The following is a 21,502-nucleotide window of genomic DNA, read 5'->3' on the forward strand; positions in this document are numbered from 1 at the left end:
AGATAATTTATTAGTATACTAATAAATTATCTTTTAGAATTAAAGAATATTAATATATAAAATACGGAAGCCCATGCCAATCATAATACAAATTGTATTAAAAATAAAAAATATTACATTATAAAAGAACTTTTTTTTAAAAAAAAATAATTGTAAACATTATTTTGAATTAATAATTTAAAAAATCATATAAACAAATTAGAAAGTTAAAGTATAAAAACATTATAAAAACTTGCTTAATGCCATTAATAAATGGTCTTAAAAGATTTTAAGAAGAGATAAATTCAAGATTGATCTAAACTCAATAAGAAATAAATAAAATTCAAAACTTTAAGACAATCCATATTTTTTTAAAAATCTATTATTGCAAGCAAACGAACTCAATCCAAACTTTATTTGCTTGAAATAAATATTAATTTATTATAAATTGCGCTAATATTTTACTTGTCAAAACTTACCATTAGGAGATAATAAAAACATGAAAAAAATTTTCACATTAATATTAATTTTTGGGTTGACAATTCAAATCTTTGCCACAAAAGACACACAAGATAGAATTGAAAAAGGCATTGAAAGTTTTAACAAATATGATAAAGAGAAAAAAAATCCAATAGGGCCATTCCTTTTAAATTTATTTTTGCCTTTTGGAATAGGATCCTTTGTCCAAGGGGATTATATTGGTGGAGGCTCAGTGCTTGGATTTAATTTATTAGGGGCAATCCTTTGGGGAACTGGAATTATTCTTAATCACCGCGAAACACAATTAACCGGATACATACTAATAGGAGTAGGAGCAAGCATGATTTTAACATCCTACACAGTTTCACTTATTATTCCATTTACATTCGCAAATCGGCACAATGAAAATCTTAAAAAAAGACTCAGCGCTGAACTTGCAGGCTTTGAGCCCAATTTTGATCTTGGAATAAACGGATTCCAATTATCGTTTAAAAAAAGTTATTAAATAAATAATAGATACTAATTTTTATAATCTAATTTTAAAATTAAAAATCAATTTGGCAACGGAGAAAGCATTGGTGCGTATACTTTCTCTGTTGGCTTATCAAATGGCACTTAAAATATCGTTAAACCACCGCTTGAATACTAAAAATTGCAAATCTTAAACGCAATATTCAGCCTAATTAAGAAATTATTTTTAATGCTAAATTAGTACAATATTTTTAACAATTAATAATAACAATTATTAAATTAAAATGTTCTAAACATATTATTAAAATGCTATAATTACTAATTAACAATAATTAAAATACTTTTTAAGGAGACTATTTTGAAAAAAACGATTATTGTATTTATAATATTAGCATTTATGCTTAATTGCAAAAACAAAAGTAATGATGCCGAGCCAAACAACGATCTAGATGAAAAATCGCAAGCCAAATCAAACCTAGTTGATGAAGATAGAATTGAATTCAGCAAAGCAACACCTTTAGAAAAATTAGTAAGTAGATTAAACTTAAACAACACTGAAAAAGAAACACTAACATTTTTAACAAACTTATTAAAAGAAAAACTAGTAGACCCAAATATTGGCTTACATTTTAAAAATAGCGGTGGAGATGAAAGCAAAATAGAAGAATCTGTACAAAAATTTCTATCAGAGCTAAAAGAAGATGAAATAAAAGATCTGCTTGCGAAAATTAAAGAAAATAAAGACAAAAAAGAAAAAGATCCAGAAGAGCTAAATACTTACAAAAGCATACTTGCTAGCGGATTTGATGGAATTTTTAATCAAGCAGATTACAAAACCACACTTAATAACCTTAAAGACACTATATAGCAAACCCCCAAGTCTGAAATTTATAATTAATTTAAAAAAGCTAGTGGTTTTAAACTGCTAGCTTTTAAAATATTTTTTTTAGTTAATCAACGAATTAAATGCAAAACTTGCACTTTTTATTTTAGGATATTTTTCAATTATTTTTTTCATAGCAACATTAAAAAGCTGAGAATCAAGCGTAATTCTGTAAACTTTTTCATTTTTTGGATATTGCTTTGACTTAATAGTAATCTCGGCAATCATATCACTCCAAGTTCCATTATTATAAAGAGAAGCAAAAGCTTCAATCACTTTTTTAGCATCGCTAGAACCAAAAGGATATGCGGTTACAAGCCCAGATTCAACTGATTTTTCAGACATTGGGAGTCTTCCCAAAAATCCGCTTTTATTTTCATTAAAATTTATATCATTTCCCTTGCTTATTAATTTAAACCCAGAAACAGAATAAAGCGGATCACTCTCTCTAGTGGTTTCAAAAACTATTAAAGGCATGGCGTAAGAAATATAGCTTCCATCAACAGGAGAAACAAGATAAGAATACTTAATGCCCCTAAGCTCTTTAACAAAATCTCCACGCTCCCCAAACAAATCTCTGGCTTTAATTTTTATCCAACGAACAGAAACCGGCCACCAAATAAAAACACTTATTGATTTTGTTCCTTCTAAAAACTCTATTTTAGAGTAATCAATAAATTTATTTTTATTTTCAAGAGCTTTTAAAGTTTCATAATTCTGAAAATCATAAACTACACCAGAATCTCCAGAAAAAAGCCCAAAATTCATCGCCCCCAAGGCTCTATTTTCTTGACCCAGCCTATCTGATCCACTTTCTCTAATAAGCTTATTACTACCCTCTCTCTCCATTTTTGAATTATCATCTAAATTACACCCTAGGATTAAAACCACAAAGGATACAATAACTCTTTTCAAAATGCTCCCCCTTTTAAACTTTTAAAATTCTATCTAATATTTAAAGTTTTTAAATTAGATTATTAGAAGAAAATGTAGAGCAATTAAAAAAAAAATCAAAATAAAAACTTTAACGCCTGCTAATCTCTTTTATCAAGCTGTTTAACATGCGATTTATATAATCATAAAGTTTTTTATTCCTGCCAATATTGTTGTAATAAAGTTTAAAAATTTCCAAAAGAGAATTTCTAACCTTAAAAATCACTACTCTTTTGTTTTTATTACTAATAGAACCTAATGCTTGTTTGAAAGATTTACGTGATTTCTCCATTTCTTTTAAAAACCTATTAACATCGTAATTTAATGTTATTTCTTCTAGCTTTCTTAATATCAACCTAGAATATTCCTTTCCAAGCCTTTTAAACAAATCGTCAAGATTTTCAAAATCCAATTCTCCGCCTAACAAAACCCTGCAACACTGCAAAGTCTCTTCTTCTTCGTCTGTTAAATTGCGCTTCCAATTTAAATACCAATCAAGCTCTGACTTTGTAGTAAGAGAAAAATTTTTTAATTCAAGAAGTTCTTTGCTAACGCCGCTAATTTGTTGATCGATTGTTTTTTCAAGAGCAACAAGAATGTCTGCGCTTGAACCACCAGCATTAATCTTGGTTAGATAAAATTGTTGACACAAATTCATATCCAGAAGAGAAATTTCATCTTCTCTGTCGCTTTTGTCAGAATAATTTTCAATCAATCGCACTAAGGTGCTCATTTTAAAAGACAAATCTCCCCACCGCTTTTTTCCTATATCAATTAAAAACTGATTAACATCTTTTTCGCTGTATCTGTATTTTGCTAACACCTCATCATTGTTTAAAAGCCACCCACCAAGAGCATATCTATTCTCATCGTTTTGCAAAGATTTCTTGAAAAACTCAAAATTTTTGTCTTCTTCCAAGTTTAAATGGGGAATCCAAATCTCATCGTGATCATTTTTCAGCAAAGCTTTACCGTATCTTGACTTGCCAATATTGTGCTTTGAAGAAGCTTCTTGCAAAGACTCAGAATTGTCTAAATTGTCAAAATCATTGCTCGACTGTTCCAAGTCTTTAGGCATTAAATTTTTTGAATTTCTTAAAGTTTGTAAATCCTTTTTAAAGTCTTTAGATTTTCTTAATGTCTGTTCATTCTTTTTGTTTTCAAAATTACTTAACCGAGAATCTTTAAGCCTGTTGTTCTTAGAATTTAGAGACTTTTTTTCATTGCTTATTAAATTTTGCTTATTGTTAGAAGTGGTGCTTTTTAAATCTTCTTCTAAAGATTTGCCCTTACAATTAACAAACAACAGAAAGCTAATAATAAATGCAATTCCTATTTTATTCATAAATTTAATTACCTCTATTTAATTATTGGTTTAAATAAAAATATAGCTCACTTTACATACACTAAATGTATGCATCGCACTATTTCTTACTATAAAAGGAATTAGGCTTGCAGCTGTCTTAATAAATTGTTTTTTAAAATAAAAACCCATTTAAAATGACTTAAATAGAGCTTTAAACCTAAATTAATCCAATAATTCCTTTTAAAGCAAAAAAAGTATTAATAATCTGCATTATTTAATAATCTAAAATTACACAGATAAATTAAAATCATTAACACCAATCTAAATTACAAAAATTTAAATTTTTGTAATTTAGACATATTTACAATAAAAAAACAAAAACAAGCACAAACAGGAAGATTAACCCTTAAGCTTAAGAGCTAATCTAAGGATTAATTAAAAATAAAAAAGTTAAAACGAAACAGATGCATCATAATTTTTCACAAGATTACAAGCCTCTTCAATGTTTTTAGTAGTCATAAAAGATTGTCGCAAATTATCTATATAAGTTTTTTCAACCTGTAACAACTGCTGCTTAGATTTAGCAACATTTGGATCATTTGAGTTCTCAAGAGCCATTTTAGCCTTTCTTATGGCTTGTAAACACTTAACAATAGTGGCAAGCATTTCTTTTACTTTTTCTTCATTAACATTAAAAATTTGATTAAACTTATCAGGATTGCTATCAAGAACCACCTGCTCAATAAAAAACAAAGCTTCTTTTTGATCATCATTTAATGAGCCTATAAAAGAAGTTTTAAGTTCTTTGCTTGATGCACCACTAGAAGCATTTAAACCCTTTGAAGACCTTCTCCTAATATCAGAATAATTAAATTCTTTACAAGAAAAGAATAATAAAATAACAAATAATAAAATATTTTTCATACCGTCTCCCACAATGCGATTGTGCAAATATTTAAATTTAAAAATTAAATAAAATTTTTTAAAAAAAATATAAATTATAATATATCTCAACATTTAAAATAATAAACATTTTGTAAAACTTTATAGTAATATCGAATAAAATATGTTAAAATGACTTTGGTAGTTAAAAATGGAAATTAAAATTGATGAAAAATTTAATATAGTATTTAACAACGATCTTAAATTAATAGAAAACATTGAAGAACAAAAACAGCGTTTATTTTTTTACCTTAAGACACCAAAAGGCAGTTTAAAAGAAAATCCAAATTATGGGCTTGACTACAGCTTTTACTTTAAACTTTGCAAAGCCAATAAACTAGAATCTATTAAAAATTTTTTTTTAAACCTTTCAAAAGAACTCAAAATAGACCTTATTAACGTAAGGCCAAGCATTAAAAACAAAACAATAACAATAAATTTTTTCTTTTTAGGAAAAGACAATTTAAAAATGGATTTTAAAATATGAGTATAATTTTTGATAAAAACTTAGGAATATTGGAAAAAACAATAGAAGAAATTCAAAATGAAAAAAAACATATGCTGAGAACAAAATACGGCATAAACATTAAAGACAATTCAATTTACGACATAATAAACTTTCCAAGTTCAAGCATTGACAAACAAATATCAGAAGTCTTAAAAGAACTTTTTTCCAAAATAAAAGAAAATGGAAGCTACTTTAATGCACTAAAAGAAGACTTAAGCACGCCCAAAAGCTCAACTTACGAAGCAATAAGAAAAGCTCTGCTAAATGTTGAAGGAGTTAAGCACATAAATATTTTAAGTGGGCCTGGAACAATCAGCCTTTACTTAATACTACAAGACGATTGCTTTCAAGACCAAGAAAAAAAGCAAATCAAAATTGAAACTAAACAAAATATTTGGCAAGCAATCTACTATACAGCGCCAAGCGGAACAGTTTTTAAAGGCGACATTGAGATTGAGTTTTTAAACAAGCACAACCAAAAAAAAACATACAAATTCAGCTTAGGTAAGAAGAAATATGCATATCTTAAAGCAGTCTACAAAACAGAAGCAAAAGACGCAATCTACAAAGAAATAGATACTCAAATTAGAGACATTTACAACAAAATATTAACTGACAAATACATTGAAATGGGAACATCTCTTAGGTATCAAGACTTTCTTGCACCAGTTAGCATTATTCGGGGAATAAAAGAGCTGAAAATCGGAATTTGCATTAAAAATGATGAGACAAAAAAAATCACAGAGCTTAGTGATAGCGATTTCACATTTAATAAAGACGAAAACACCAAAGAGAATGAAATTATTATTTTTGATACAAACAAAAGGCTTCTTATTAACAGAGAATAAAAATGAATAAAGAGATACCAAAATTTTTAGAAAATACCCAAATTGAAAAATTCATTTGCAATGAGCTTGATTACAAAAAAGAGATACTAAGAGAGTTAAAAGAGCTGCTTGAAAACTTTAACACAATTAATGTTAAAAATAGCATTAACTCTAAATACATTGCATTGCTAATGCTTTCAATATTTAATGCATTTCACTTTAAAAAAGAGCTTAACAAAAATCTTGTTAACTCTTTAGATGCCATTATTTTTGCAATAAAGTCCATTGGCACTGACGAAAGCTTTATTGTGCTCTTTAAAGCCTTTTTACACGCAAATGTAGAAGTAAGTTCAAACGAAGACGCTCCAGGCGAAATAATAATAAAATTGCTTGGAAACATTAAGTCCCCCATTGAATTTAATATTGCAGCAAAAAATCAAAACAAGCTAAAAAAAATAACTGCAAAGCACGCGGGATTTAAAAAAGCTCTAACTTCTAACTATATGCCCAAAGATTACAAAAACTCGGTGTATGAGTTTATTAAAATATTAATTCCTATAGGAAGGATAGTCAAAATCATAGACAAAAAACAAATAGAAATAAAAGGCGCAAGAACAAAAAAATTTAGCGCAGCAGATCATTTTTTTTGACCTTCTGCTTACTAGCGTGTAAATACAATTTAAAACTTAAAGAAATTTAAAAAGGAGAATTTATGAATACCAACGAACCACAAGAAAGCGTACAAATAAAAGACTTAAACAGAAAAACAAAAGTTAATCAAAGCGACCTTATTCCTATTGATGACATAGTAGAAGATACTTGTGCAATCACATACAAACATCTCCTAGAACAAATACAAAACGATACATTTTATAACAACGAATTTGGATGCTTTAAAAAAGCAATAAAAGACGTAATTAGCAAGGAACTTTTAGAAAACAAAGAATATATAAAAAACATTTACATTAAAGTAATCTCAAAACTTTTAAAGCTAAGCGCACCACTTGAAAACATAGATTTTGATACTGTTTTTAGAAAAGTTAAATCTACGTTTATTGAGAGCTTAAAGCACACAAACACAAAGCCATCTTCAAACAAAATTTCAATTTACAACTCAGAAACAAAAGATATTGAACTTATTCAATTTGAAATCTTGATTGAAAGTTTAAAAGAATTTCTTGCAGAAAAATCTGAAATAAATGAGCTCAAAAGCGACCTAACAAGTCGCGTACAAATAAACGATTTTACAGATAAATTTAAAAACTCTTTTAAATTAATACCCAAACAAACTCTTGATACAAAAAATGAACAACTTGTAAGCTGCTATCAAAACGGAATTCCGCAAATTGTAGAGATTCCTATTTGGTGGCAAGGAAAACCATACGACTTTGGGGGGCTACACACAATAGTTGATGATGCTAGAATAATAGAATTTCAATATAAAAATAAAGCTACAACCGTTGCACTTAAAAACAGAAATAGCACATCAATTGTAATAAACGAATCATACAAAGATAATTACATTTATTTACAAATAGATGCAGAAATCAGGTATTCAAGCTCAACAGAAGATCACAATAAACAATTTTACCTTCAATTTGAAAAAAGCTCTGCAAAAATTTTAATAGCTTCATTTTCTTCTCAAAACATGCCCACACTTAAAACACCAATTTACAATGGTTGGTACTACGTTGGATCGGGCAAACTAAGCATGGGAGAAGAAATGCCAATACTAAACAAAGTATAAAAAATAAATAAAAGGAGACATTTATGGATACAATACTTATTTTTTTGTCAACAATTGACAATACAAAACTAATTATCTTAGGAGGATTTATTGTGTTAGCAATAATGCCGATGATTTTGGCAATAAAACCACAGTTTAGAGAAAATTTAAATTTTCTTATTCAAAAACTCTTAAAAAATACAAATAAAAAGGAAAAAAAATGAACAATAAAATGAATATCAACTCTGGCATTGACGCTTTAAATAATTTATATGATTTTCTAAAAAGTAGCGATTCTCCAACAGAAGTCAAAGTAGAAAAGGGAATATATTTGGGACTTAATCTTTACAATCTAATAATGAGCATCTACAAAGACAAAATCACAACCCTTGAGAAAGAAGAATCATTAAAAATATTAAATGAAATTAAAAATGTTAATAATAAGATTACTCAACTTATATCAAGCATTAATGATGAGAGAGATGCAAGCATCATTGAACATTTAAGAGAAGAAAGAAATGAGCTAATGTCAATCAAAACTCAAGCACTCCAAGAACAAATAAAAGAGTTTCCAGAAAATACAAGCACTGCTAACAGCAAAACCCAAAACTTAAAAGAAAATAAAGGAGATAAAATTGCAAATTAAAAATTTCCCCTTTTTGTTTTTATTAAACAGTCTTATAATTTTTTCATGCTCTACAATAGCAAGCCTTCCAGAAGAACCATCATCCCCGCAAGAGTCAACACTAAAGGCTTTAAGCTTATACGAAGCACATCTTTCAAGCTATATTATGTATTTACAAACATTTCTTGTGAAGACTAAACAAAAAGTAAATAATAAAAATTATCCTGAATTTACGCTTTTTGATACCAGCAAATTAAAAAAAGATCAGACTCTAAAATCAATCAAGACAAACATTGCTGCTTTAAAAAATCACATTGACAAAATAAAACCAATTGCAATGCAGATTTACAAAAAATACTCAAAAAGTATACCTTAATACTTTAAAAGACATTTAACTTTTCTTTTTCCTGAAAGTCCCAAAACTGGGACTTTTTTTAAATAAAAAATCTACATTAAATCTAAGCTTAATTAGAACCAAACTTAATTAGAACCAAACTTAATTAGAACCAAACTTAATTAGAACCAAACTTAATTAGAACCAAACTTAATTAGAACCAAACTTAATTGAAGTTATTATCATTTTATTTTTTTTTCAATTTTCTATTTGTTATTTGTTAATCTTATAATATAATTATACTTGTATTAAGTTATATTAATATAAAAGGAGAATATATTATGAAAAAATATTTATTGGGAATAGGTCTAATATTAGCCTTAATAGCATGTAAGCAAAATGTTAGCAGCCTTGACGAGAAAAACAGCGTTTCAGTAGATTTGCCTGGTGAAATAAAAGTTCTTGTAAGCAAAGAAAAAAACAAAGACGGTAAGTACAGTCTAATGGCAACAGTAGACAAGCTTGAGCTTAAAGGAACTTCTGATAAAAACAATGGATCTGGGGTACTTGAAGGTGTAAAAGCTGACAAAAGTAAAGTAAAATTAACAGTTTCTGACGATCTAGGCCAAACTACACTTGAAGTTTTAAAAGAAGATGGTAAAACATTAGTATCAAGAAAAGTAACTTCCAAAGACAAGTCATCAACAGAAGAAAAATTCAACGAAAAAGGTGAATTAGCTGAAAAAATAATGACAAGAGCAAACGGAACAAGACTTGAATACACAGAAATTAAAAGCGATGGATCCGGAAAAGCTAAAGAAGTTTTAAAAGACTATGTTCTTGAAGGAACTCTAACTGCTGAAAAAACAACATTAGTGGTTAAAGAGGGAACAGTTACTTTAAGCAAGCACATTTCAAAATCTGGAGAAGTAACAGCTGAGCTTAATGACACTGAAAGCAGTTCTGCTACTAAAAAAACTGCAGCTTGGAATTCAGGTACTTCAACTTTAACAATTACTGTAAACAGTAAAAAAACTAAAGACCTTGTGTTTACAAAAGAAAACACAATTACAGTACAAAAATACGACACAGCTGGAACCAACCTAGAAGGATCAGCAGTTGAAATTAAAAAACTTGATGAACTTAAAAACGCTTTAAAATAAGGAGAATTTATGAGATTATTAATAGGATTTGCTTTAGTGTTAGCTTTAATAGGATGTGCACAAAAAGGTGCTGAGTCAATTGGTTCTCAAAAAGAAAATAATCTAAACCTTGAAGACTCTAGTAAAAAATCACATCAAAACACTAAACAAGGCCTTCCTGCGGTGATAGAAGACTCAGTGTCTTTGTTTAATGGTAATGAAATTTTTGTAAGCAAAGAAAAAAATAGCTCTGGCAAATATGATTTAAGAGCAAAAATTGATCAGGTTGAACTTAAAGGAACTTCCGATAAAAATAATGGTTCTGGAACCCTTGAAGGTTCAAAGCCTGACAAGAGTAAAGTAAAGTTAATAGTTTCTGACGATCTAAACACAGTAACCTTAGAAACATATGATGCTAGCAACCAAAAAATTTCAAGTAAAGTTACTAAAAAACAGGGGTCAATAACAGAGGAAACTCTCAAAGCTAATAAATTAGACTCAAAAAAATTAACAAGATCAAACGGAACTACACTTGAATACTCACAAATGACAGATGCTGAAAATGCTACAAAAGCAGTAGAAACTCTAAAAAATGGCATTAAGCTTGAAGGAAGTCTTGTAGGCGGAAAAACAACAGTGGAAATTAAAGAGGGTACTGTTACTCTAAAAAGAGAAATTGAAAAAGATGGAAAAGTAAAAGTCTTTTTGAATGACACTGCAGGTTCTAACAAAAAAACAGGTAAATGGGAAGACAGTACTAGCACTTTAACAATTAGCGCTGACAGCAAAAAAACTAAAGATTTAGTGTTCTTAACAGATGGTACAATTACAGTACAAAAATACGACACAGCTGGAACCAGCCTAGAAGGATCAGCTAGTGAAATTAAAAATCTTTCAGAGCTTAAAGGTGCTTTAAAATAATATATAAATAAACCCCCCTACAAAGGCATCAGCTAGTGTAGGAAGGGTTTATTACAACCTAAAAATTGAATTTATATATTTTTCAATTTGTTACTTCTGGAAAAAGCCTCTTAGGAGGCTTTTTCTCTTTTTAAAAAGAGAAAATAAAATAATACATAAGTCAAGCTATTTAGGTCTTTAAGTCTTTAAAATCAAAATAAAAAACACTAATACACTGAATGCACAAAATTTAATAAAATTAATGGGAATAATTCCTTCACCCAAGCCCAACTCTTGAATGAAGGATAAATAAATAAAATAATCTAAATTCTTAATAAAATTAAACCCATCGCTAATAAGCTCACTATTTTAAATAAAAATTAAAGCGTAAAAATAATTTACTCCTAATATAAGTTTATTATTTATTATATTTTATTACAAAAACTTACTTTTGTAAAGTATATTTAACAAATATGTATTAAATATACTTTTTTTTTATTTTTTATATAAAAATACTTTACTTTTTTAAGAAACTGTACTATTAATTAAGTTATAATTAAAGAAACTACTTATATTAGGAGTATAAAATTGAAAACATTAAAACAGAAATCACTAAACACTACAAAAAGAGTAAAAACAACCACAATGAACTTCCAACACAACTTGATTGTATTAATCTCTACCCTTAACTTTATCAACTTAAACTTTAAAAAATACACACAAAAAAACATACTTTATTTACTAAATAAAAACCTTGAAAGAAATAAACAAAAACTCATAAAACTCAAAACACTACAAAACTATTTATACATACTAGAGAAAAAATTTAAAGTCACGATAAACTACTGTAAACATTTGGGAAAAAATTCTGGAAGTGAAACTTATTATAAACTTAAATACGAAAAAGAAAAATGCTATTTGATAATTAACACATACTTTAAAGAAAAAATAATAAATAAAATTAACGAATTTACGCAAAGAATAAAAAAATTTAATCAAATAAATAGTAGTGTTAAATGGGAGTGTATTAATAATACTAATAATATATATAAATATAAAGAATATAGAAGTATACACAAAAATTCCAAAAAAACAACAAATAATGAAATAATAAAAAAATATTTAAGTAAATGTAACTTCAAAACAGAAATTCCAGCTTTAATAATGGATTTAAAAACAACAAACGGCACTAAAATCGATCATTTAAGAAATCTAAAACACATTGAAAATGACCTAAAAGGAATAGATCCTAAAAAGATTGAAAAGCACATATCAAACGCAATAAAAGAAAATATAAACAACCCGGGATATCTGTGCAAATTTTTCAGAAACAGTGGATATAAAAGGATAATATATAAAATAAAAGAACCGGAAAAGAAATATAGAAACAAAAACGAAATTCTAAAAAAAATACTTGAAGCAAAAATAAAAGAATTGGAAAAAGAACAATATAAAAAAGAAGATCTTGAAAAGTTTTTTGGCAAAACATACGAAATTTACAAAATAAAACCACATTTCATAATAGAACACAAAAAATATCCAGATTTAGAAAAGCTCGTAAAAAGAGCAAAAACGGAGATCCCCAAAATCCAAGATAAAATGGTAAAACAAAAAAGTATAAAAAACAACATTTTTAGTATATTATTAGAACAGTTAAGGCATAAAGTAGATAATGATAAGCTAATTCCTACTTTAAAAAAATTCATTGAGAATGAGCCCGATCTTAAATATAGTAAGGTATTTGACAATTCCTACTATAACAATTTGATTAAAATAGTGAGCTAGGGAAAAAAATGTACAGCTTAGCTTTACTATTAAGGAAAAAGGAAAAAAATGACGGCTTTACTTGAACGACTAAAGCAAAAGCAAAAAGAGTTAAAATTGGACGCAGACAACAAGCCAAAGGCCAAAAAAGGAAAAAAGGCTAACGTTTTTTCTAAGATTGAGGAGGTTAAAGGTAGAAAGATATACCATACTAAAATCTTTAATGACTTTTATACATTTGGAATAAGCAAGAATGAACCTACGAAATTTTTCATTTCCTTAAGGGGAATCTTTAACATAGAAGACATAAGCATGTTTCATTTATTTTCTTTAAGAGAAGATGATGAATTTATGGGAATTTATTACGGAATAAGAAAGCTTGATAAAGCATTTATTGTAAAGAATTTCAACAAGAAAGAAACTTACACTCTTAGAAAATGTGAATACATTGAATTTAGGTTTAAAAAAGGTTCTGTTTTTTGTTATTTAAACGGTCTTCATATTTTACTTAAAAAGGATAGGGTAAACAGCCCCTATTACAACACGCTGTTAAATATTATTTTAGAACTAGAAACCGAACTCTACACTTTTTATAGCAAAAAATTGTCAAAAGGGGGAATTATTCCTGAATGGATAAAAAAGAGACAAAAGTAATAACAATCGCAAGTATAAAGGGTGGTGTTGGCAAGAGCACAACAAGTTTAATTTTTGCCACATTACTTTCAATCAAATACAAGGTTCTTTTAATAGACATTGATACTCAAGCTTCAACAACAAGCTATTTTTTTAATAAAATTAAGGACAATAATATAGATTTAATAAATAGAAATATATATGAGGTACTAATATCAAATTTACACATAGATAATGCATTAATCACTATTCACAAAAATCTGGATTTAATTCCAAGCTATTTAACATTACATAAATTTAATTCAGAATCTATTCCATATAAAGAATTTAAATTAAAAGAACAGCTAAAGTTGTTAAGTAATCATTACGATTATATAATACTTGATACAAATCCCAGCTTAGATTTTACCCTAACAAATGCCCTTGTGTGTAGCAATTACATAATAATACCAATAACAGCAGAGAAATGGGCTGTTGAAAGTTTAGATTTATTTACTTTTTTTATGAACAAGTTATTATTAACTTTGCCAATGTATTTAATTAATACTAAATTTAAAAGAAACAACACGCACAGAGAACTTTTAAAGGTTTTAGAAAAAAATAATAATTTCTTAGGCACAATATCTGAGAGAGAAGATTTAAACAAAAGAATAGCAAAAAATGATAGATTTGATTTGACGAAGGATTACATAATAGAGTACCAAAACACGCTTACTGCGTTTTTAAATAAATCAAGTTACGTACACTAAGTGTACTCAAACTGTAAAGGAGGATTATAAGTGGAGATAAAGATAAATAAAAGAAATTTATCTGAAAGCGTTAGAGAAGAAGAGCAAGCACTTGTTCATTATAATAAACTTAAAGAAAAATTAAACATTAATTTTCAAAAAGAAATTTATTGTAAAATAGAAGCAATGAAGGTTTTAAAAGAAATTAAAGACAAAGAATATTATAAACTTGACAATTATTCCAGTTTTGATGATTTTGCAAAAGACTATAGACTTGCCAGAACTCAAACTTACAAGTATCTTAAAATTGCAACAGCAATAGAAGAAGGGCTTATTGAAGAAAAGTATGTAGTTAAAAACGGAATCAATGATACAATTTATCTTCTTAAAACAAAAGAAAGTCCAAGTTTAAAAAAATCTAATCAAAACCCAATAAAACCACTAAGATTTCAGCTTAAAAAGGAGGAATCTTATTCTTTTTATAAAAAAAATGCCAAGCTTACAAGCTTTCTTTTAGAGAAAATTTTTTTTGAGGAAAAAGATTTTTTATTAAAAATAACTAAAGAATTTGAAACTTTAAGAAATAAACGAAAATGAAATATTTATTTGCAAAACTTGAAAAGTTAGTGTATACTTTATAGGTACAGACTGACACGCAATGTGTCGCTCTTAATATAAGGACCTGTTACCTTAAAGGGTTTATTGGGGATTCTTTTAAAAGAAATTCCAATAAACCCTTTAACTTTTGATTTAAAGTTTTTATTTTTTAACAGTAATTTTGGAAAAATTTAGAAAAGTATTTACAAAACATAAATTTTTTTATACTATAGTATTAGTAAAAAACTTATATTAGGGGTTAAGATGAAAAGGCTTAATAAGACCAAAAGGAAAGAATACTGCAAACTTTTAATTGAAACTTTTGCCATTAAAATAATGGTTTTGAGTGGCTTGGTTCTAACAATATTAAAGATTCTTAAAACCAAATGTTTTCTTATTAAGCTTTTAGATTCTAAAGTTTAGATAAAAATTGGTCGGGAATGTTTAATTATTTAAAAATTATATTTAAAAATTGTGTATTTAAAAATGTTTATTGAGAAAATATTACAAAGCAATGCAGAATTGTTTAAAGACATTCAAAATTCTGGATGTTATTTTTTGTCTTTGCACTATTGGATATTTGTTTTAACGGGGCTTGATTTTACAGCAAAAGACGTTAATTTAAATTATCAGCGGTTTTTGGAATTAGGCTACATTAGAAAGGATTGTTATATTTTAAATCCATGTAAAATTCTTAGTTGTTATAAAATATTTTCCAAGGTTAGATACGAGAGTCCACTTTATTTGCCTAAAGCCGGCAGAGAGTTTGAAATAACAGAGATTAAGGTGAAAGATCAGATTTTTGTGCATTTTTTTGTAATGGATAATAATAAGGTGCTCTACGACAGTCTTGATTTAAAGTCTAAAGGAAAGAAATTCCAAATAACATCAAAAAGGATATTTAATTATTTTGTTTGAAAATAATAATTACATTTTATAACTTTTAATGTTTATTGCAGTATTTTTTAAATTTTAAATCCTTTGGGTTAATTGCTTTAACCTTAATTTCTTTTAGCTTTTGAATGCTGGTTGAAGAGCTTAATATTTGGTTTCTGCATTTCAGAATTAACATTAAAATTGTAAGACCAAACAGCCCAACACAGGTGGTTGTTTGGTCTATTATTTTAAGTTGCTTATAAAAATGGTGTTTATTACGGGTTAGTAAGTAGCTTCTGAATTTAGTCTTTGTTTTCCTTTAACTTTTATTAATTTTTCTCTCATTATTCTTGCAATTTCAAGCACCCCTTGAGCTGTAGTTGGAGGATTCTCTTCAGCTGCCATTGAGACTGTTTTTGTCATGTCTTGTACTCCAATTCTTTCTAATGGTTCTGAGACTTCGAATATTAAGTCATACATTGCTGAAAATTCACCACTACGTCCAGTCTCTTTAAGTTTAGTAGCCTCCTCTTCTATTGCTATTACGAATTTTTCCGCTACTGCAATAGCTCGTACTTTTGCTTGTTTTATGAAATCCCCTGATTCTGTTCCTGCTACCCTACTACCTGTTGCACTACTTGTAAAGGCAGCAAAATTTACACCCCTAGAAGCAGCCTCTTTTTTAATTGCATCTATTTCATCTACAATGGCTTTAGCTGATGATTCTAATTTAATTTTTGTTTCTCCTGTTAGTCCACATGATATAAGTAGGTTAACAAGTATAGTTAGTTTAAGTAAATTGTTAAAAGTTTTATTATTACATTTAATCATATCATTATCCTTTTTTTGTATTTTAGTAAAAGCAATAAACCAATATTATTAAATTGTAAATATTAGGACGAGCTAAAAATTTTACTTTTAGTCCATTCTAATGACAATATTTTTAATATTTATTTCTTTTTTTTGCTTTTGTTATTTTTTTTCTCCCCGCCATTTTCAATATTTTGTTTTTCCTTAACCACTTCAAGTTGATTTTCTATTTGAGCTTTAGCCGCAAGCAATCTTTCAGTTGTGTTTATAGGATTATTTTTAGATTCCTCTAAAACACGGGCTTTTAAACCCATTATTCCAACGTCTTCTAGCGATTCTACAACCTCAAGCATTAAGTCAAACATAGCCAAGAATTGACCACTATTTCCAGTTTCTTTAAGCTTTAAAGCTTCTTTTTCTATTATCTTAAGGAACTTTCCTGTTTCATCAATGGCTTGTACTTTTGCCTCTCTTAAGGCTAGTCCACCACTTGTCACCTTAGAACCGGTTTTAAGGCCTGTAAAAGCTGTAAAAAGTACACCTTTTTCCGTGGCTTCTTTTTTTATTTTTAAAATTTTGTTTTTTAAATCCTTAAAGGACGATTCAAGAGCTACATTTGTTTTTTCTACCAATCCAATACTACATGCGACCAATAGTTTAAAAAACAAGGCTATAACTATTGAATTTAACTTTCCAATTTTCATTTTTTCCTCCTTATGTTTAAATTTGATTAAATTTAAATTTTAGCCCACTTTATGGAAAATAAAATAAAATAGTTAGTAGTGTTGATGTAAAAAGTTAATATAATTTCTAGATTTTTACTAAACTTTAAAACTTTTATTTTAAAAGCGCATCATTTTAAATTTTATTTTTATTATTTTTATTGTTAGTGTGAATTTGTTTTATGCAAATATAGCAGTAACATTGTTTGGAATTACAAGCTTACTATGCAATCTGGCTTGTGATTTTAAGACTTGTTTCCAGTTTGCCAAAATATTACAAATTGGTTATTTTGCAAATTGAATCAAAGATCTAAAATAATTAGGTCTTAAAAATAAAAGAGAAGCCATGCTCCCGCAATTTATTGGCTTCTCTTTTGAGTATTTTGACTATTTTGACACTGTTTTATTAGGGGGCAGAAACGGGATTAGCAGGCCTAAAGGGCATAAAAATGCCCTTTAGGCCTTTAAAGAAGTATCCTTTTTTGTTTGCTCCTGAGGCTATTTTATTTTTTACTTTAATTGTCATGTTTTTTAAACTTTCACTAGATGTATTTTCCACAAGATTTTATTAAGCGTTTTAATCTTTCATTTTGTTCGTTAACAACTATTTTTTTGATTTTTGTTTCTTGCTCTTGAGTAAATACCTCACTATACATATTACACAATAATGTTATTGCTGGCAACAGAATATATTTTGTTTTAAATATTCTTTTCTTCTTTTACCACTTATTTTTATTAATTTTATTATATTTAAAAAATAGATCTCTTTAATTAAATTACTCACGGTAAAAAACATTAATTTTTCTTGAGTTTTTAAAAGAACTTAATTAAAATTAAATAATGATATTTAAAAATAGAAAAGAAGAATATATTTTTTTATTTAAAAAAGGTTTAAAAGATTTAGATATCGCTCAAATTTTAGGTGTTAGTGAATCTTTTGTAGCAAAAGCCCGAAATAAATATTTTAAATCCGGTGATTCTGTTTGTAAAAAGAATTCTTTTTCCAGCGACCTGGCAGAAGAAAGCACTACTAAAGTGTCTTTTAATGAGGACAATTTTAACAATTTGGTGCTGCTTGCTACAAAAAAGGCCTTTGAGCTTGAAAATGCCAAAAATGAGGCTGAAAGGTTATTTTACGAGATAGTTTGTTCTTTTATTGATTCCCACCACAGATGTAAAAATCTCAGTTTAGCGGCAATAAAAAAGGAAGCATTAATTTTGGATTTAAAAATTAGCAAACTTCAAAGCGAGATTAGCGCCAATAAAAAAAGAGGCCTTAAAGGCCAAGAAAGCCCTGAAAGAGAGCTTGCTGATAGGATTAAAAAGAGAGAAGAGATTGAAAAAAAGCTTATTACTATTTGCATGAGAGAGGATTTTGATACTCTTGTTAAGCTTAAATCTGTTTTAAGCAGTAAGAATTTAAAATTGGAGTAAAATTTGAAATTCTTAAGATCATTAGCATTTCTCAATCTTCAGAAAAAGTTTAAAAATAAGTTTAATATTAACATTTTGGATTATATTAAGCCAAAACCAACCAAAATTTGTTTTAAAGATTTTGAAAACAAATACTTAACTGATAAGCAAAAGGAAGTTCTTTTTGACATAGAAAGTCACGATTATTCAAAAGTAATATTTAGCGGCGGGATTGCAAGTGGCAAGACGTTTTTAGCTTCATATTTGCTTGTTAAAAAGCTTATTGAAAACAAATCTTTTTATGAGCAAGATACCAATAATTTTATTATAGGCAACTCAATTGGTTTGTTGATGACAAATACTGTAAAGCAAATAGAGAAAATTTGCAGCTTGCTGGGAATTGATTACGAGAAAAAGAAAAGTGGACAGTCTTTTTGTAAGATAGCAGGCCTTAAGCTTAATATTTACGGGGGTAAAAACAGAGATGCTTTTTCCAAGATTCGTGGGGGCAATAGTGCAATAATTTATGTAAATGAAGCAACAGTAATTCACAAAGAAACTTTACTTGAAGTAATAAAAAGGCTTAGAAAGGGTAAAGAAATTATTATTTTTGATACAAATCCGGAAAGCCCTGCGCATTATTTTAAAACCGATTATATTGAAAATACAGATGTTTTCAAGACATATACTTTTACAACGTATGACAATCCTTTAAATTCAGCAGATTTTATTCAAACCCAGGAAAAACTTTACAGGCGTTTTCCCGCCTATCGGGCTCGTGTGCTTTACGGGGAGTGGATTTTAAATGAATCTACGCTATTTAATGAGATGATTTTCAATCAAGATTATGAATTTAAAAGCCCAATAATGTACATTGATCCTGCATTCTCAGTAGGTGGAGACAATACAGCCATTTGTGTTTTAGAGCGCACTTTTGAGAAGTTTTATGCATATATTTATCAAGACCAAAAACCAGTAAGTGATAGTTTAGTGCTTGCCTCTATTCAGGTTTTAATAGAAAATTTCAATGTAAATACCGTTTACATTGAGGAGAGAGACAGTACCAAAGGGGATGGAATTTTAACTAAAACAATTCTTTTCTTGAGAAACAAAAGCAGTCACTATTTTAAAGTTGCACCAATAAAACCTTTAAGCAATAAATTCAAAAGAATATGCGCGCTTATTCCTTTGTTTGAAAGCCGCAAAATAGAATTTTTAAAAATAATAAGTAAAAATGTAATATCTGATATTTACAGCTACAAAGGAGATGGCAAAACAAAAGACGATGCGCTTGATTCTCTTGCAAATGCGTATCTTCTTTTAACGCTAAATTATAAAGAAAAATTATTTCATTTCGGCAGGTTTAAATATTTATAATTTGTTCTAAATTTTTAGTTATCAATTTAAGTTTATTGTAATTAATAATTATTTAAAAGTTTTTGTCTTTTGTGCTGATTTTGCTAAAAATTCCTTTTTGCCTTAAATCTAGGCCAAATCAATATTAAATCAATTTTTAAAACAATTAAATTTTTATATTAAAAAATGCAAATTTTTGTAAAAAATATAAAATTAATATTCAATCTTTTAAAGGTTTTGAAAAATTATTTTTAAAGTTTAATTTTTTGGAAAATATTATTGATATGATTTATAATTTAATTTTTATTATTTTTTACTTTGAAGGAGTCTATTATGAAAAGCAGATTTTTTCTCTATTTTTGTTCTCAAGCTTTGATTTTTTTAATTGCAATGCTTTTGGAAGCATAATTTTGACTTTGAAAAAAAGCTTAGTTTGAAATATTTAAGCTAATTGTTTTTAAAAGAGAGTTTATTTTACATCAATTTTGATTAGATTTTATTAAATTAGCATTAGAAAAATTTGCTAAGTTTGTCAAATTTGTCTAGTGTAATCATTTTTAAGATTTATTTTTTCAATCTATTCAAATGTATTTCTAGGGGAGTGAAATATGAGAATTACCGGTCTTCTTTTTTTTTTAATGTGTCTTTTAGGTTGTAGTTCTTTTAATAAGTCGAGCAATAAAAGTTTATTGGCCAAAAATAAGCAAAAAGCATCAGATTATAACAGAGAGTATTATCAGAAAAACAGAGAAAAACTTAAATTAAGAGCCAGAGAGCGATATCGTAGAAACAGAAAGCTTAAAATTAACTAGAAAAAATTAAGTTTATTAAACTTATTAATAATTTTTAAGTAATTTTAATATTAAATAATATATTTAAATTGAATAATAGTTTCATGTAAAATTTGTATGTTTTTTAGTTATTTGAAATAATTTTGAACTTTTGAAATAAATTAAATTTTCATTAGGAGAATATACATGAAGAGATATATTTATGTATATATCATTTCAGTAGCTGTAATTTCTTGTTATTTAAATGATTTTTCTGGTATGAAAGAAAATAACTGTAATAAATATGATTTAAGTTTTTCTGAGCTTTATTTAGCTGAAAGAGAAAATGCTATTTTAAAAATTCAAAGAAAATTTAAGAGCTTGACTGATAAAATAAGCTCCAGGATATCTAATTACAGTGAGATTAAAGTTGGCAATTTTTTTAGCGAATCTAGTGAACAAAAGATTAATCTTTTAAACAAAATATTAGAGATTTTAAAAATACAACATGGGTTAGTAGAAAAAAGCAGCAATATTTTAAGTAATCTTAAAATGTTAAGTGTAGGCAATTATGCCGCTTTTGATCCACAGCCAGAATTGAAACTTTTAAATCAAAAATATTCAGATATAGATGAAAAATTAAGAGAAATATGTAGTTGCATTCTTAGTAACAGTATTGACTTTAATAAGGTTTTAAAGGATTTGATTTATTTAAAAGAGAGTGCTTTAGCGCTAATGCAAAAATAAGTTTTCATAAATAGAGTCAAAATTAAAGAC

At 27.5% G+C, this 21,502-nt stretch carries 27 protein-coding genes; 21 read left to right on the forward strand and 6 right to left on the reverse strand.

Translation table 11 applies throughout. The features are described from left to right. Positions 1–478: 478 nt before the first annotated feature. Both BSV1_RS05905 and BSV1_RS05910 read left to right on the forward strand, forming a co-directional pair. A complete protein-coding gene (locus tag BSV1_RS05905; protein WP_012672292.1) occupies positions 479–964 on the forward strand; it encodes a P13 family porin in 486 nt (161 codons plus the stop codon). Positions 965–1,288: 324 nt separating this feature from the next. Next, positions 1,289–1,798 (forward strand): BBA03 family outer surface lipoprotein, encoded by a 510-nt coding sequence (locus BSV1_RS05910; RefSeq protein ID WP_012672290.1) that lies wholly within the window; start codon positions 1,289–1,291, stop codon positions 1,796–1,798. Positions 1,799–1,876: 78 nt separating this feature from the next. On the opposite strand, the gene BSV1_RS05915 is transcribed toward BSV1_RS05910, so the two are convergent. The 3 genes from BSV1_RS05915 to BSV1_RS05925 all read right to left on the reverse strand — a co-directional run bounded on the left by BSV1_RS05915 (position 1,877) and on the right by BSV1_RS05925 (position 4,976). Continuing rightward, positions 1,877–2,728 (reverse strand): S2/P23 family protein, encoded by an 852-nt coding sequence (locus tag BSV1_RS05915; protein ID WP_012672333.1) that lies wholly within the window; start codon positions 2,726–2,728, stop codon positions 1,877–1,879. A gap of 109 nt (positions 2,729–2,837) precedes the next feature. Next, positions 2,838–4,091 (reverse strand): hypothetical protein, encoded by a 1,254-nt coding sequence (locus BSV1_RS05920; RefSeq protein WP_012672387.1) that lies wholly within the window; start codon positions 4,089–4,091, stop codon positions 2,838–2,840. Positions 4,092–4,502: 411 nt separating this feature from the next. Then, positions 4,503–4,976 carry a BBA07 family lipoprotein gene (locus BSV1_RS05925; protein ID WP_012672383.1) on the reverse strand — a complete coding sequence of 158 codons (474 nt, stop codon included), beginning with the start codon at positions 4,974–4,976 and terminating at the stop codon, positions 4,503–4,505. Positions 4,977–5,145: 169 nt separating this feature from the next. Between BSV1_RS05925 and BSV1_RS05930 the strand changes: the two genes are divergently transcribed. From BSV1_RS05930 to BSV1_RS05995, 15 genes are all read left to right on the forward strand, one after another. Beyond that, positions 5,146–5,481 carry a contractile injection system sheath initiator gene (locus BSV1_RS05930; protein WP_010890377.1) on the forward strand — a complete coding sequence of 112 codons (336 nt, stop codon included), beginning with the start codon at positions 5,146–5,148 and terminating at the stop codon, positions 5,479–5,481. After that, positions 5,478–6,350, forward strand: coding sequence for a DUF276 domain-containing protein (locus BSV1_RS05935; RefSeq protein ID WP_012672380.1), 873 nt, complete (start codon positions 5,478–5,480; stop codon positions 6,348–6,350). The genes BSV1_RS05930 and BSV1_RS05935 overlap by 4 nt, the downstream gene beginning before the upstream one ends. Before the next feature lie 2 nt (positions 6,351–6,352). Beyond that, positions 6,353–6,979: a DUF735 family protein gene (locus BSV1_RS05940; RefSeq protein ID WP_012672388.1), complete on the forward strand. Its 627-nt coding sequence runs from the start codon at positions 6,353–6,355 to the stop codon at positions 6,977–6,979. Between the two features lie 62 nt (positions 6,980–7,041). Continuing rightward, positions 7,042–8,076, forward strand: a complete 1,035-nt coding sequence (locus tag BSV1_RS05945; protein ID WP_012672336.1) for a DUF685 domain-containing protein — start codon at positions 7,042–7,044, stop codon at positions 8,074–8,076. Between the two features lie 23 nt (positions 8,077–8,099). Next, on the forward strand, positions 8,100–8,279 hold the full coding sequence (locus BSV1_RS05950) for a BlyA family holin (protein ID WP_012672313.1): 180 nt from the start codon (positions 8,100–8,102) through the stop codon (positions 8,277–8,279). Continuing rightward, positions 8,276–8,701, forward strand: coding sequence for a BlyB family putative holin accessory protein (locus BSV1_RS05955; RefSeq protein WP_012672340.1), 426 nt, complete (start codon positions 8,276–8,278; stop codon positions 8,699–8,701). Before BSV1_RS05950 ends, BSV1_RS05955 begins: the two co-directional genes overlap by 4 nt. Further along, positions 8,691–9,056, forward strand: a complete 366-nt coding sequence (locus tag BSV1_RS05960) for a BBA14 family lipoprotein (RefSeq protein WP_012672350.1) — start codon at positions 8,691–8,693, stop codon at positions 9,054–9,056. The genes BSV1_RS05955 and BSV1_RS05960 overlap by 11 nt, the downstream gene beginning before the upstream one ends. 299 nt (positions 9,057–9,355) lie before the next feature. Further along, the gene (gene ospA, locus BSV1_RS05965) at positions 9,356–10,177 is read left to right on the forward strand and encodes an outer surface lipoprotein OspA (RefSeq protein ID WP_012672372.1); all 822 of its coding nucleotides are present in this window, start codon (positions 9,356–9,358) and stop codon (positions 10,175–10,177) included. A gap of 9 nt (positions 10,178–10,186) precedes the next feature. Continuing rightward, positions 10,187–11,077, forward strand: coding sequence for an outer surface lipoprotein OspB (gene ospB / locus BSV1_RS05970; RefSeq protein WP_012672297.1), 891 nt, complete (start codon positions 10,187–10,189; stop codon positions 11,075–11,077). A 567-nt stretch (positions 11,078–11,644) separates the two neighbouring features. Beyond that, entirely contained in the window at positions 11,645–12,841 is a 1,197-nt protein-coding gene (locus BSV1_RS05975; RefSeq protein ID WP_012672298.1) for a plasmid maintenance protein, read from the forward strand. Positions 12,842–12,889: 48 nt separating this feature from the next. Continuing rightward, positions 12,890–13,474: a DUF226 domain-containing protein gene (locus BSV1_RS05980; RefSeq protein ID WP_012672392.1), complete on the forward strand. Its 585-nt coding sequence runs from the start codon at positions 12,890–12,892 to the stop codon at positions 13,472–13,474. Then, positions 13,450–14,202: a ParA family protein gene (locus tag BSV1_RS05985; RefSeq protein ID WP_012672332.1), complete on the forward strand. Its 753-nt coding sequence runs from the start codon at positions 13,450–13,452 to the stop codon at positions 14,200–14,202. Before BSV1_RS05980 ends, BSV1_RS05985 begins: the two co-directional genes overlap by 25 nt. 30 nt (positions 14,203–14,232) lie before the next feature. Beyond that, complete coding sequence (locus BSV1_RS05990; RefSeq protein ID WP_012672381.1) at positions 14,233–14,778, forward strand: chromosome replication/partitioning protein; 546 nt, start codon at positions 14,233–14,235, stop codon at positions 14,776–14,778. Positions 14,779–15,042: 264 nt separating this feature from the next. After that, positions 15,043–15,201 (forward strand): hypothetical protein, encoded by a 159-nt coding sequence (locus BSV1_RS07120; RefSeq protein ID WP_164466661.1) that lies wholly within the window; start codon positions 15,043–15,045, stop codon positions 15,199–15,201. 63 nt (positions 15,202–15,264) lie between these two features. Then, positions 15,265–15,696, forward strand: coding sequence for a DUF261 domain-containing protein (locus tag BSV1_RS05995; RefSeq protein ID WP_012672375.1), 432 nt, complete (start codon positions 15,265–15,267; stop codon positions 15,694–15,696). 240 nt (positions 15,697–15,936) lie between these two features. On the opposite strand, the gene dbpA is transcribed toward BSV1_RS05995, so the two are convergent. The 3 genes from dbpA to BSV1_RS07360 form a co-directional block, all read right to left on the reverse strand. Then, entirely contained in the window at positions 15,937–16,485 is a 549-nt protein-coding gene (dbpA, locus tag BSV1_RS06000; RefSeq protein WP_012672360.1) for a decorin-binding protein DbpA, read from the reverse strand. A 119-nt stretch (positions 16,486–16,604) separates the two neighbouring features. Continuing rightward, positions 16,605–17,168: a decorin-binding protein DbpB gene (gene dbpB, locus BSV1_RS06005; RefSeq protein WP_012672359.1), complete on the reverse strand. Its 564-nt coding sequence runs from the start codon at positions 17,166–17,168 to the stop codon at positions 16,605–16,607. A 424-nt stretch (positions 17,169–17,592) separates the two neighbouring features. Next, positions 17,593–17,745, reverse strand: coding sequence for a hypothetical protein (locus BSV1_RS07360; protein ID WP_245532230.1), 153 nt, complete (start codon positions 17,743–17,745; stop codon positions 17,593–17,595). A gap of 281 nt (positions 17,746–18,026) precedes the next feature. On the opposite strand from BSV1_RS07360, the gene BSV1_RS06015 reads away from it, so the two are divergent. From BSV1_RS06015 to BSV1_RS06030, 4 genes are all read left to right on the forward strand, one after another. After that, a complete protein-coding gene (locus BSV1_RS06015) occupies positions 18,027–18,620 on the forward strand; it encodes a helix-turn-helix domain-containing protein (protein WP_012672335.1) in 594 nt (197 codons plus the stop codon). Between the two features lie 3 nt (positions 18,621–18,623). After that, positions 18,624–19,976 carry a PBSX family phage terminase large subunit gene (locus tag BSV1_RS06020; RefSeq protein ID WP_012672366.1) on the forward strand — a complete coding sequence of 451 codons (1,353 nt, stop codon included), beginning with the start codon at positions 18,624–18,626 and terminating at the stop codon, positions 19,974–19,976. A 587-nt stretch (positions 19,977–20,563) separates the two neighbouring features. Then, complete coding sequence (locus tag BSV1_RS06025; protein ID WP_012672316.1) at positions 20,564–20,767, forward strand: hypothetical protein; 204 nt, start codon at positions 20,564–20,566, stop codon at positions 20,765–20,767. 165 nt (positions 20,768–20,932) lie between these two features. Beyond that, entirely contained in the window at positions 20,933–21,472 is a 540-nt protein-coding gene (locus BSV1_RS06030) for a hypothetical protein (RefSeq protein ID WP_012672363.1), read from the forward strand. Positions 21,473–21,502 lie beyond the last annotated feature (30 nt).

The sequence above is a fragment of the [Borrelia] finlandensis genome (assembly GCF_000181875.2).
In the GTDB taxonomy this organism is placed as follows: Bacteria; Spirochaetota; Spirochaetia; order Borreliales; family Borreliaceae; genus Borreliella; species Borreliella finlandensis.

Bases quoted from the DNA above. Each gene is read 5' to 3' on its own strand.
- BSV1_RS05985 (WP_012672332.1), top strand. From the start codon at position 13,450: ATGGATAAAAAAGAGACAAAAGTAATAACAATCGCAAGTATAAAGGGT.
- BSV1_RS07120 (WP_164466661.1), top strand. From the start codon at position 15,043: ATGAAAAGGCTTAATAAGACCAAAAGGAAAGAATACTGCAAACTTTTA.
- BSV1_RS05925 (WP_012672383.1), bottom strand. From the start codon at position 4,976: ATGAAAAATATTTTATTATTTGTTATTTTATTATTCTTTTCTTGTAAA.
- BSV1_RS05930 (WP_010890377.1), top strand. From the start codon at position 5,146: ATGGAAATTAAAATTGATGAAAAATTTAATATAGTATTTAACAACGAT.
- BSV1_RS05950 (WP_012672313.1), top strand. From the start codon at position 8,100: ATGGATACAATACTTATTTTTTTGTCAACAATTGACAATACAAAACTA.
- BSV1_RS05995 (WP_012672375.1), top strand. From the start codon at position 15,265: ATGTTTATTGAGAAAATATTACAAAGCAATGCAGAATTGTTTAAAGAC.
- BSV1_RS05905 (WP_012672292.1), top strand. From the start codon at position 479: ATGAAAAAAATTTTCACATTAATATTAATTTTTGGGTTGACAATTCAA.
- BSV1_RS05920 (WP_012672387.1), bottom strand. From the start codon at position 4,091: ATGAATAAAATAGGAATTGCATTTATTATTAGCTTTCTGTTGTTTGTT.
- BSV1_RS05980 (WP_012672392.1), top strand. From the start codon at position 12,890: ATGACGGCTTTACTTGAACGACTAAAGCAAAAGCAAAAAGAGTTAAAA.
- BSV1_RS05945 (WP_012672336.1), top strand. From the start codon at position 7,042: ATGAATACCAACGAACCACAAGAAAGCGTACAAATAAAAGACTTAAAC.
- dbpA (WP_012672360.1), bottom strand. From the start codon at position 16,485: ATGATTAAATGTAATAATAAAACTTTTAACAATTTACTTAAACTAACT.
- dbpB (WP_012672359.1), bottom strand. From the start codon at position 17,168: ATGAAAATTGGAAAGTTAAATTCAATAGTTATAGCCTTGTTTTTTAAA.
- BSV1_RS06015 (WP_012672335.1), top strand. From the start codon at position 18,027: ATGATATTTAAAAATAGAAAAGAAGAATATATTTTTTTATTTAAAAAA.
- BSV1_RS06030 (WP_012672363.1), top strand. From the start codon at position 20,933: ATGAAGAGATATATTTATGTATATATCATTTCAGTAGCTGTAATTTCT.
- BSV1_RS05935 (WP_012672380.1), top strand. From the start codon at position 5,478: ATGAGTATAATTTTTGATAAAAACTTAGGAATATTGGAAAAAACAATA.
- ospA (WP_012672372.1), top strand. From the start codon at position 9,356: ATGAAAAAATATTTATTGGGAATAGGTCTAATATTAGCCTTAATAGCA.
- BSV1_RS06025 (WP_012672316.1), top strand. From the start codon at position 20,564: ATGAGAATTACCGGTCTTCTTTTTTTTTTAATGTGTCTTTTAGGTTGT.
- BSV1_RS05940 (WP_012672388.1), top strand. From the start codon at position 6,353: ATGAATAAAGAGATACCAAAATTTTTAGAAAATACCCAAATTGAAAAA.
- BSV1_RS05955 (WP_012672340.1), top strand. From the start codon at position 8,276: ATGAACAATAAAATGAATATCAACTCTGGCATTGACGCTTTAAATAAT.
- ospB (WP_012672297.1), top strand. From the start codon at position 10,187: ATGAGATTATTAATAGGATTTGCTTTAGTGTTAGCTTTAATAGGATGT.